12 protein-coding genes are annotated in these 12,081 nt (G+C 32.2%); 11 read left to right on the top strand and 1 reads right to left on the bottom strand.

From position 1 onward, the window contains the following. Positions 1–11: 11 nt before the first annotated feature. Entirely contained in the window at positions 12–887 is an 876-nt protein-coding gene (locus BT107_RS11045) for an aldo/keto reductase (RefSeq protein WP_072303873.1), read from the bottom strand. Between the two features lie 145 nt (positions 888–1,032). On the opposite strand from BT107_RS11045, the gene BT107_RS11050 reads away from it, so the two are divergent. From BT107_RS11050 to BT107_RS11100, 11 genes are all read left to right on the top strand, one after another. Then, positions 1,033–1,386, top strand: coding sequence for a hypothetical protein (locus BT107_RS11050; protein WP_072303874.1), 354 nt, complete (start codon positions 1,033–1,035; stop codon positions 1,384–1,386). 246 nt (positions 1,387–1,632) lie between these two features. Further along, a complete protein-coding gene (locus BT107_RS11055) occupies positions 1,633–2,634 on the top strand; it encodes an AAA family ATPase (protein ID WP_072303875.1) in 1,002 nt (333 codons plus the stop codon). A gap of 81 nt (positions 2,635–2,715) precedes the next feature. Then, a complete protein-coding gene (locus tag BT107_RS11060) occupies positions 2,716–3,582 on the top strand; it encodes a DUF58 domain-containing protein (protein ID WP_072303876.1) in 867 nt (288 codons plus the stop codon). Continuing rightward, positions 3,582–5,255, top strand: a complete 1,674-nt coding sequence (locus BT107_RS11065; RefSeq protein WP_072303877.1) for a hypothetical protein — start codon at positions 3,582–3,584, stop codon at positions 5,253–5,255. The genes BT107_RS11060 and BT107_RS11065 overlap by 1 nt, the downstream gene beginning before the upstream one ends. Then, a complete protein-coding gene (locus BT107_RS11070; RefSeq protein WP_072303878.1) occupies positions 5,256–6,254 on the top strand; it encodes a vWA domain-containing protein in 999 nt (332 codons plus the stop codon). A gap of 22 nt (positions 6,255–6,276) precedes the next feature. After that, entirely contained in the window at positions 6,277–7,323 is a 1,047-nt protein-coding gene (locus BT107_RS11075; RefSeq protein WP_072303879.1) for a VWA domain-containing protein, read from the top strand. Then, complete coding sequence (locus tag BT107_RS11080; protein ID WP_072303880.1) at positions 7,324–8,208, top strand: tetratricopeptide repeat protein; 885 nt, start codon at positions 7,324–7,326, stop codon at positions 8,206–8,208. A gap of 8 nt (positions 8,209–8,216) precedes the next feature. Then, entirely contained in the window at positions 8,217–9,995 is a 1,779-nt protein-coding gene (locus BT107_RS11085) for a BatD family protein (protein WP_072303881.1), read from the top strand. A gap of 2 nt (positions 9,996–9,997) precedes the next feature. Next, positions 9,998–10,750 (top strand): tetratricopeptide repeat protein, encoded by a 753-nt coding sequence (locus BT107_RS11090; RefSeq protein ID WP_072303882.1) that lies wholly within the window; start codon positions 9,998–10,000, stop codon positions 10,748–10,750. A 68-nt stretch (positions 10,751–10,818) separates the two neighbouring features. After that, a complete protein-coding gene (locus BT107_RS11095) occupies positions 10,819–11,109 on the top strand; it encodes a hypothetical protein (protein WP_072303883.1) in 291 nt (96 codons plus the stop codon). A 207-nt stretch (positions 11,110–11,316) separates the two neighbouring features. Next, positions 11,317–11,946 (top strand): carbonic anhydrase family protein, encoded by a 630-nt coding sequence (locus BT107_RS11100; RefSeq protein WP_072303884.1) that lies wholly within the window; start codon positions 11,317–11,319, stop codon positions 11,944–11,946. The last annotated feature ends 135 nt before the right edge of the window (positions 11,947–12,081 follow it).

Below are 12,081 nucleotides of genomic sequence, written 5' to 3' on the forward strand. Positions count from 1 at the left end.
TTCATCTATTTTTAAGGTACAGGGTGCCCTTGACTAGCTTTTAATAAAATAAACCAATCTTCTAATTCTAAATTAATATGTAATGCGCCAACTGAGGCAGTTATACGCTCTGGTGTTGCTGTCCCAACTACAGGATGTACGTTAGCAGGGTGTTTTAAAACCCAAGCCAACAACAACTGATCTTCGGTTGCGTTATATTTTTTGGTTAATGAACTTAAAGCTTCTTTTATACGAGTAGTTTGCTCATTTTTTGTTTTAAAATAAGACCCTAAAGAACTCCAAGCCATTGCCATTCTTTTATTTGTAATACAGTCATCTAAAATACCGTCATACATAACAGTGTTTTGGGTTAATGAAAACTCTACTTGGTTACCTAAAACAGGAACCGCAGTCTCAATCATTTGTATTTGCGAAGGTGTAAAATTAGAGACTCCAAAATCTATTATTTTACCCTGGCTTTTAAGCTGATAAATAGCCTCTGATATTTCTAAAGGATGCATTAACGGGCCAGGTCTGTGCAGTAATAAAAAATCTAAATAATCTGTTTTTAAATTTTTTAAAGATTGATGAACCGATTCAATAATATATTCCTTATTGTATTGGTAATGTCCAATTTTAGCCTCTCTGGCATCGCAAACGTGCTGTATTCCACATTTACTTATAAGTTGTATATTATCTCTAGAAATGCTGCTATTTGCAAAAGCTTCACCAAACATAGCCTCATTTGTATAGCCACCATAAATATCTGCATGGTCAAAAGTGGTAATACCTGCATCTAAAGAATGTTGCATTAGTTTTATAATTTCTGACTCAGATAAGTTTTTTCCCCAGCTTCCCCAGGTCATTGTACCTGCTATAATTCTCGAGTAATTTTGTGTTGTCTTCATAATAGTTGTAAAAGTAAAAAATAAAATCTCCAACAAATAACAATAGAAAATGAATTATAGTAAGAAGTATTTTATTAACGTCCTTTTATATTTTAGAGTTTTTTCTTAACTTCATTAAGTTGATTGTTTAACAAACGACTTAATTATGAAAAATCTCATACTCATACTTTTCTTTTTAAACTCTTACAATTGTTTTTCTCAACAAAACAATTCTAAAACTATACAAGAAATTAAACAAACTACAGAATACAAAGAATGGCATTCCGCGTTACTAGCCTATACCCTTTTTAATTATAAAAAATTTAACCTTACAACATCAAAAGTTTTAAATAAAAGTAGTTATTATTATATTCTAAATGAATTAGGAGATAACAAGGCTGAAAAGAGCTATGCTTTTAGAAAAAAACTAGCTACTTATGACTTAAACTTATCTCCAGATGAAGTTTCTAGTATATTTATACAACCGATTACTCTTGAAGCTAAAGAAAAAATGAACTAATTTTTTGTCTGGTTTTAAAAACTTTTTTCAACTTTTTAAGTACATTCAAAAAATCCTCCTTTTAACTGCTATCACCTGTTTTTCATAACACTATGTGAAAATTAGAAATTAATTCCTTAAATAGTTCATAATAATAGTAGTATTACGCAACATTTAACCTATTATTAACAGCAGAAACGCAAATAAATTTAGATTTTGCGTGTTATTAAATACTTTTATATTTTGCACAACAATTTTTAATGGCTTATGGAAGAAAATACTACAGTAGATATTAGTGCGGTTAATGAGAAGATAGCTCAAGAAAGTGCTTTTATAGATCTACTAATGCTAGAGATGAACAAAGTAATTGTGGGTCAAAAGCATATGGTAGAACGCCTACTAATTGGGTTGCTTGGTCAAGGTCACATTTTATTAGAAGGTGTACCTGGATTAGCAAAAACACTTGCAATTAACACTTTATCTAAAGCCGTAAAAGGCAAGTTTAGTAGAATACAATTTACACCAGATCTTTTGCCTGCAGATGTTGTAGGTACTATGATTTTTAATATGAAAGAGAATGATTTCTCTATTAAAAAAGGTCCAATTTTTGCAAATTTTGTTTTAGCAGATGAAATTAACAGAGCTCCTGCAAAAGTACAGTCGGCATTACTAGAGGCTATGCAAGAAAAGCAAGTTACTATTGGTGATGAAACTTTTGTTTTAGAAAAGCCTTTTCTAGTAATGGCTACGCAAAACCCTGTAGAACAAGAAGGTACTTACCCATTGCCAGAAGCACAGGTTGACCGTTTTATGCTAAAAACAGTAATTGATTATCCTAAATTAAACGAGGAACAATTAATTATGCGTCAAAACTTAACTGGTTCTTATGACGAGGTTAAACCAGTTGTAACTGTACAGCAAATTCTAAATGCACAAAAAGCAGTTAGAGAGGTTTATATGGATGAAAAGATTGAAAAATACATTCTAGACATCATATTTGCAACACGTTACCCAGAAAAATACAACCTAGAAAGCTTAAAACCACTTATTAGTTTTGGAGCATCTCCGCGTGGTAGTATAAACTTAGCTACTGCAGCAAAATGTTATGCTTTTATAAAACGTAGAGGTTATGTTATTCCTGAAGATGTTAGAGCAATTGTGCATGACGTTTTAAGACACAGAATTGGAATTACATATGAGGCTGAAGCAGAAAATATTACTTCTGAAGAAATTATTAATAAGATTATAAACGAAGTAGAAGTGCCTTAGATCAGTCATCAGTTATATGTCGTGGTTAACTGTTTTTAAACACAAGCCACTTACTAGTTAATGTACACTGCAAACTGAAGAATGGATACTAAAGAATTACTTAAAAAAGTTCGTAAAATTGAGATAAAGACTAGACGTCTTTCCAACCATATTTTTGGTGGGGAATACCACTCTACGTTTAAGGGGCGTGGTATGACGTTTAGTGAGGTGCGCCAATACCAATTTGGAGACGATGTGCGCGCCATAGATTGGAACGTAACAGCACGCTATAACGAGCCATACATTAAGGTTTTTGAAGAAGAACGAGAACTTACAATGATGCTTATGGTAGACGTAAGTGGATCCGAAAACTTTGGAACTACCAATCAATTTAAAAAAGATGTTGTTACAGAAATATCTGCTACACTTACCTTTTCTGCATTGCAAAATAACGATAAGGTTGGGTTAATCTTATTTTCTGATCAAGTAGAACTTTTTATTCCGCCTAAAAAAGGAAAAAGTCACGCACTGCGTATTATTAGAGAACTTTTAGAGTTTAAACCTAAAAGCACTAAAACCAACTTAACAGAAGCTTTAAAATATTTAACCAACGTAATGAAAAAGAAAGCCATTATTTTTGTGCTATCAGATTTTATTACCGAAGACTATTTACAAACCCTGCGTATAACAGGTAAAAAGCACGATGTTACGGGCATACGTATTTATGATGAACGAGAAGAAACGATACCTAATATTGGTATGGTACAAATGCAAGATGCCGAAACTGGAGCTATACAACTAGTAAATACACAATCTAAAAAAGTAAGACTAGCTTACGGTAAGCACTACCAAGATAAAGTGACTTATTTTAAAGAAACATTTACCAAATCTGGTTGCGGCACACTAAGCTGTAGAGTAGATGAGAGTTATGTTAAAAAATTATTAGGCTATTTTAAGCGAAGAGGATAATGACAATTATTAAAGATCAAATAAAGAATAATAGTAACACATTGCTAAAAACAATGTGTGCCCTTGTGTGTCTTTTTTTAGGTTCGTTTATTAGCTACTCGCAAAATAAACCAAAAATAACCGCAGACATAGACACTACAACTATTAGAATTGGCGAACAAATAAAGTATACCATTTTAGTAGATGCCGATTCTACAGCGCAAGTTATATTTCCTGAAGACCAAACCTTTTCCCCTTTAGAAATGGTTGAAGCATTAGAAATAGACACTACAAAATACAAAGACCGCATTACTTTACAACGTGCGTATGCATTAACTCAGTTTGATTCTGGTGCGTACACAATACCAAGACAACGAATAGATGTAAACGGACAAGCTTTTTTTACAGACTCTTTAAGAGTAAATGTTGGTACAGTTAAAGTAGATACTTTTGCTCAAAAAATGTACGACATAAAGCCACTTATAGAAGTGCAAAAGCCATCTACATTTCCTTGGTTACTTGTTTCTATTATTGTGGTAAGCTTGTTACTTGTTGTCTTTTTAATCTATTGGTTTATTCTACGAAAAAAACCATTAACAGAACAAGAAAAAATAGCATTATTACCACCATATGATCGTGCTTTAATAGAACTTAAAAAATTAGAGAATTCTAAATATATTATTCAGGATGAGTACAAAGAGTATTATTCTGAACTTACTACAATTGTACGTTCTTATTTAGAAGAAGATGTAAAAATATCTGCTCTAGAGAGTACAACAGATCAGCTTATAAGCAAATTAGAAATGCTTAAAGATGCCGGACAGTTAAAACTAGACAACGATACAATCTCACAATTTAAGCGTGTATTACAAACTGCCGATTTAGTAAAATTTGCGAAGAAAAAACCAGAAACGTCTATTGCAGAGCAAGACCGTATGGCTATTGCACAAATTGTTGAAAAAACACACGAAGCTTTACCAGAGCCTACAGAAGAAGAATTGCTTAAGAATGAGGAATACTTAGAAGAACAGGCTCGAAAAAAAGAAAAGAAAAAATGGATTATTGCCATTGCTACTTTTGTTGGCGCATTGTTAATTGCTACAGGTGTTCTTGTAAAAGTTTACGGTTTTAAAACAGTTAAAGACACTGCTTTAGGACACCCTGTTAAAGAACTTTTAGAGAGCGATTGGGTACAGAGTTCTTATGGCTACCCACCAATACATATAGAAACACCTAAGGTATTGGTTAGGCAAACTGTTGATTTACCTGAAGAGGCAAAAACTGTTATTAAAGAACTACAGTTGTTTACATACAATAGCAACAACACATTATTTGCTGTTAGCGTTTCATCATCAACTTTTGCAAATCCAGAAACAGACCCAGATTTTAATCAGGTTGCAGAACAAGTTTTACAAAAACTAGAAGCTTCTGGCGCTAAAAACATTACAACAAAACAAGAAGAATTTACAACCTTTATATCAGAATCTAAAGGCCTTAAAATATATGGGTCGGGTAAATTTAAAACACCTAAATCTGATGAATTGGTTAACGGAGAATACGCTTTAATTTGCTTTGGAGGTAAAGGTTTTCAGCAGCAAATACTTATCACTTATTTAGCAGACGATATCTACGCTAAAGAAATTGCAGAACGTATTTTTAATTCAATTGAAGTTAAAGAAGATAAAACAGAATAAATGTTAGAGAATATCACTTTTGCTAATCCTCAGCTTTTTTGGTTGCTATTATTGCTACCATTGGCTATGCTATGGTATTTCTTTAAACGCAAAGAAGAAACTGCTGCTTTAAAAATATCTAGCATTAAAGGTTTTACAGATACTAGTATTTTAGCCAAACTAAAACCACTACTTTTTATATTTCGGTTATTGGCTTTAGCAGCCATTATAACTGCATTAGCAAGACCACAAACAAAAGATGTATCTACTAGAACAAAAACTACTAAAGGTATAGATATTGTTATGGCTATAGATGTATCTTCTAGTATGTTGGCTAGAGATTTAAAACCAGACAGATTAACTGCCCTAAAACAGGTTGCAGCAGAATTTATTAAAAAGAGACCTAACGACCGTATTGGCTTGGTAGCTTATGCTGGCGAGAGTTATACAAAAACACCAATTACTAGTGACAAGTCTATAGTACTATCTTCTTTAAGACAAATTACACACGGACAGTTAGAAGACGGCACAGCAATTGGCATGGGGTTAGCAACTGCGGTAAACAGATTAAAGGATAGCAAGTCTAAAAGTAAAGTTATAATTCTGCTTACAGATGGTGTAAATAACTCTGGTTTTATAGAGCCTAAAACTGCTGCAGATTTAGCTGTAGAGTACAAAATAAAAACATATACCATTGGCCTAGGTACAAATGGCAATGCATTAACACCTATTGCTTTTAATCCAGACCACACCTATAGGTATGGTATGAGGCAGGTAGAGATTGACGAAAAATTACTTGAAGAAATAGCACAAGTTACAGGCGGAAAATATTTTAGAGCCACTGACAATAAAAAGTTAGCTGCTATTTATGATGAAATTAATAAGCTAGAAAAAACAGATATAGAAGAAATTAAATACACCAATTTTGAAGAAAAATTTAGACCTTTAATTCTTTTGGCTTGTATTTTGCTTTTACTAGAATGGGTAATGCGCAACACATTATTTAGAAGTTTTATCTAAACAATAAGATTAAGAAAGACAAATGATACAAATAGACGAAAAATCATATTTCTATTTACTTTTCATCATTCCTGTAATGGTGATCATCTTTGTGCTACTCCTAATCTGGAAAAAAAGAGCGCAAAAGAAATTTGCAAATTCTCATTTATTAAAAAGGTTAACCCCAACAAAATCTGGCTTTAAATCAATCTTAAAATTTACTGTTTTTATTTTAGGCTTAACACTCTTAATTATAGGTTTAACAAACCCCAAGATTGGCACAACGCTAGAAACAGTAAAAAGAGAAGGTGTAGATATTGTATTTGCCGTAGATGTATCTAAAAGTATGTTGGCAGAAGATATTGCCCCAAGTAGATTAGCAAAAGCAAAACGCATAGTATCAGAAGTTATATCACAACTTGGCAGCGACCGTATTGGTATTATAGCCTATGCAGGACAAGCATATCCACAATTGCCAATTACAACAGACTATGGCGCTGCAAAAATGTTTTTACAAGGTTTAAACACCGATATGCTTTCTTCTCAAGGTACAGCTATAAACCAAGCGTTAGATTTAGCATCTACCTATTATGATGATGACGAACAAACCAACAGAGTTTTGTTTATTATCTCTGACGGAGAAGACCATTCTGAAGGCTCTACAGCAGGTCCTGTAGAAAAAGCAGTAGACCAAGGCATTAAAATATTTACCATTGGTGTTGGATCTGAAAAAGGAGCACCAATTCCTATAAAAAGAAACGGCGTTCTAGAAAGTCTTAAAAAAGATTTACAAGGCGATGTTGTTATTACCAAACTAAACAAAGATGTTCTAGAAGATATTGCAGATGACGGAAACGGACAATATATAGATGGTACAAATACAGAAACTGCTGTAAATATTATAAAAGAAGAATTAAATAAAATGGATAAAACCGAGTTTGAAGCCAAACAATTTTCTGAATACAAAGACCAGTTTCAATGGTTTATTGGCGCAGGATTGTTCTTCTTGTTTTTAGACATTTTTCTTTTAGACCGAAAAACAAAATGGCTTCAAAAACTTAATTTGTTTAACGAAAAAGAAGTAGAATAAATGAAAAAGCTAGTATACATTGTTTTTTTAGTAGGATGCTTTACTTATGCACAAGATGCAGACGTTAAAGAAAAAGAAAAAGCATTAAACACATCTAAAACTCTAACTTGGGAAGCTAATAAAGAGTTATCTGAAAATAAGTTTGCTGAAGCAGAAGCAAACTACCGTAAGGCAATTTCTAAAAGTAATGGTAATGCCGCCGCACCTTATAACTTAGGTAATGCTTATTACAGTAACGAAACATATAGCGAGGCATTTGGCCGTTTTAAACAAGCTGGTGAATTAGCTACAAATAAAAAAGATAAACATAAGGCATACCACAATATGGGTAATGTTTTTATGAAAAATAAAGAGTACGAGAAAGCAGTAGAAGCCTACAAACAAGCCCTTAGAAACAACCCAACAGACGAGGAAACTAGGTATAACTTTGCCTTAGCAAAAGAAATGTTAAAAAAGCAACAAGACGAAGACAAGAAAAACGACCAAAATAAGGACGATAAAAAAGACAACAAAGAAGACCAAAAAGATAAAAACGAAGACAAAGAAAAGAACGAAGGAGACGGAGACGATAAAAAAGACGACCAAGGAAAAGACAAAGACAAGAAAGACGGCGAGGATAAAAAAGATAAGGGAGACGAAGGCGACAAGGAGAACAAAGACGATAAAGATGGTAAGGGTGATGATGATAAAAAAGATCAGAAAAAACCTAATGATAAAGGTGATAAGCCGCAAGAACAGCAGCAACAACCAAGACCAAACCAATTATCTAAACAACAGGTTCAGAACTTGCTAAAGGCAATGCAGAACGAAGAAAAGAAAGTTCAAGAAAAAATGGACGCTAAAAAGGTAAAAGGCGCTAAAGTAAAGAACGAAAAAGATTGGTAGTAGATAAAATGAAAACTAAGCTATACATACTATATATTCTAACTTTTTTTACTGTTTTAGGCGCAAATGCTCAAGACAGTGAGGTTACGTTTTCTGTAAAGATTAGCAAAGAAAAACTAGGTCTTAACGAAAGGCTTAAAGTTGAATTTACCACGAATAAAGATGGTGATAATTTTACAGCTCCAGACTTTAATGGTTTTAATGTTTTAATGGGTCCGTCTACAGCTATTAGTAGATCTTGGAACAATGGTGTGCGCAAATTTTCATTATCGTACTCTTATATTTTACAACCTAATAAAAAGGGGAGCATCACCATAAACCCTGCAACAATTACTATTGGCGGTCAATTGTACAAGTCAGATGCTAAAACAATAACTGTTACAGAAGCTGTTGTAAACCCTAATGCTCCACCGTCTGCAAGTGACATTGCTAAAGATGGCCTACACTTAGTAGCAGAAATAACAAAAGGAGATCCATATTTAAACGAAGCCATAACTGTAATCTACAAACTATATGTTAGTCCGTCTATAGAGGTTTCTGGCTTTCAGGCAGTAGACAATCCAAAATATAATAATTTTTGGAGTCAAGACATTCCTGTAAAAAGGTATGTTACTAAAGATGATAAATACAAAGGAGAAGAGTACAGATCTGTCATATTAAAACGTGTTGTTTTATATCCGCAAAAAACAGGAAAACTAGTATTAGAACCACTTTCTTTAGATGTTGGTGTACAAGTACCAACGCAAAGAAGAGATTTCTTTGGAGGCCCTATATATGCGCAGGCTAACTTAAGAGTTTCTGCTGGAAATAGATATATAAATGTTAAGGCATTACCAGAAGAAGGTAAACCTGCAAGCTTTACAGGTGCAGTAGGAGATTTTAATTTCTTTGTAACAACAAGTAAAACACATTTAAATGCAGCAGAGTCTTTACAAGCTAAAGTAGAGGTTACCGGTAAAGGAAACTTAAAATTATTTGACATTCCTACCTTAAATCTACCAGGATCTTTAGAAGTATACGATCCAGAACATAATGAAAAAATAAGCACCTCCTACTCTGGTATGGAAGGTAAAATTAGTGATAGTTATACAATTGTACCGCAATACAGAGGTAAATATCCAATACCTACAATAGCATTCAGTTACTTTAATCCTGCTACTAAAAAATACCACACTCTAAACTCGGCAGAGACAGTAATAAATGTTTTAGAAGGACCTACAAGTAACGAGGAAAAAGCAGATACGGCTTCTAACACACCTACTAAAAAATCTGTAGAAACAAAAGGCAAACAGTTTAATTTTATTAAAACTGAAGGGAATTTAAAACCAATTGATACTAGTTACTTTTTTAATTCTACAAACTATTATTTATGGCTCTTATTACCAATACTACTAATTCCAATTGCTATATTTTTGGGACGTAAAAGAGATGCCATTGCTAAAGATGTGGTTGGTAATAAAATAAGAAAAGCCAATAGATTGGCTCGCAAATATTTATCTGCAGCCAAAAAAACGTTAGGAAAAAAAGAGGCTTTCTATGTTGCATTAGAAAAAGCATTACACAACTACCTAAAAGCTAAATTAAAAATTGAAACATCTGAATTTAGTAAAGACAAAATAACAGAGTTACTAAATGAAAAAGAAATAGACAATAGTACAATAGAAGGATTTTTATCGCTCTTAAAAAACTGCGAAATGGCACGTTATAGTCCATTTTCTAACGTACAAATGAAACAAGATTACGATAAAGCAGGTGAAGTAATTTCACAAATGGATAAACAACTATAATTATGAAAAAGATACTCTTTATACTTGTTTTATGTATTTCATTTTTGGGATACTCCCAAAACAACGACCTATTTAAAAAAGCTACAGAAGCTTATAATGATGGCAAGTATGATGCTGCTATAAAAGATTATTTAGCAATTATAGAAAACGGAAAACATTCTGCCGAGCTCTATTATAATTTAGGTAACGCCTATTATAAACTTAACAAAGTAGCTCCTAGTATTTATTATTACGAGAAAGCATTGTTGTTAAAGCCTAATGACCCAGAAATAAAAAATAACTTAGGGTATGCAAAAAATATGACTTTAGATGTTGTTAACCCATTACCTATTACAACTCTAAAATCTATCTATAACAAAATTGTTGGTTATTATACTTTTGATCAATGGGCCTACATTAGCATCTTATTTATGTTGCTATTTGTAGTTGCATACATTGCTTTTAAATTTTTTAATTACGCTACGCAAAAAAGAATCTCTTTTATTCTTAGCATAACCTTTCTATTACTTTCTTTACTAGCAATAACAGCAGCATATTTTAATTATTCCGACTTCAAAAAGAATAAACCAGCTATTGTTTTTAATGAAGAGTCTTTGGTTATAGAAGAACCAAACTCTAGAGGCAAAGAAGTTTTTAAGTTGCACGAAGGCACAAAGGTATTTGTATTAGAACAATTAAAAAACTATTATAAAATTAAACTAATAGACGGAAAAACTGGCTGGATAGAACAAGATGCCATTAAAGAAATTAAGTAATTTTAAATCTTAATTTAACTAAACTCTAACTTCTGTTTTATATTTTAGCATACTCGCTAATCCAAAATATGCAAAAAAGAATTCTATCATTGTTTTTAACAATACTACTAACAGGTTTTATAATTACTCCTGTTGTATTATTGACTATTGATGATTCTATAGACATATCTATATTCTATAATGTTAGCGAAGAAGAAGAAAATGTAAATGTCTTAAACTTAGAAGATTTTAACATTACCAAAAACGTTGATCTAGCTTTTTTTAAACCAACAAAAGGCTTATACACACCAACATATTGCTTTAAGAATTACCTAAAACCACAATTAAACCTTTTATTACCTCCTCCTGAGGCAAATTAATCTTAGGTTATATTTTTGACAAATCTTTGTCTATATTGTATACACCCTAAAGGATTATTCTATTTTTATTTAATATTTAACTAGAACAATTTTACTTGTTCTATATAATATAATTGTATAGAGATAAAAAACTATATCTATATACATAACCTAATTGTTGTATTCTTTTCTGAATAGAACAATTTTAAGATTACAAAAAACTTATTTATGAAAGCACATACTAAAGAAACACAATCTACAATGACCCCAGAAAAATCATTGAGATTTTTAAAAGAAGGAAATCAAAGGTTTCAGAATAACCTAAAAGCTCACCGCAACCTGTTAGAACAGGTTAATGACACCAGTGAAGGTCAGTTTCCTTTTGCAACTATTTTAAGCTGTATAGATTCTAGAGTGTCATCAGAATTGGTTTTTGACCAAGGTCTAGGTGATATCTTTAGCATACGTATTGCTGGCAACTTTGTAAACCAAGATATTTTAGGCAGCATGGAGTTTGGCTGTAAATTAGCTGGTACAAAGTTAATTGTAGTTTTAGGTCATACTAGTTGTGGCGCTATAAAAGGAGCTTGTGACAATGCAGAATTAGGAAACCTAACAGCAATGTTAAGGAAAATAAAGCCTGCAGTAAATGCTGTAATAGAACCTAAAGACGATAACTTACGTACCTCTAAAAACTTAAACTTTGTAGATAGTGTTGCTGCTAAAAACGTAGAACTTACAATGAAAAGAATTATGGCTGAGAGTGAAGTTTTAGCTGAAATGGAAAAAAATGGTGAGGTAAAGATTGTAGGTGCTATGTATGATATTAATTCTGGTGCTGTAGACTTTATTGAATAACCTAAATACTTAAAATACTGGCTCTATATGTTTTTAGTGCTGGTATTTTTAATTTCATTCTTTTTTTAATAACTTATTAAGCAAGCAGAAGTCGCTTTCAATATAAATAAAATTTTTAAACATTTAAAAATCAAC

Origin of the sequence: Cellulophaga fucicola, assembly GCF_900119145.1 — a bacterium.
Classification (GTDB): Bacteria; Bacteroidota; Bacteroidia; order Flavobacteriales; family Flavobacteriaceae; genus Cellulophaga; species Cellulophaga fucicola.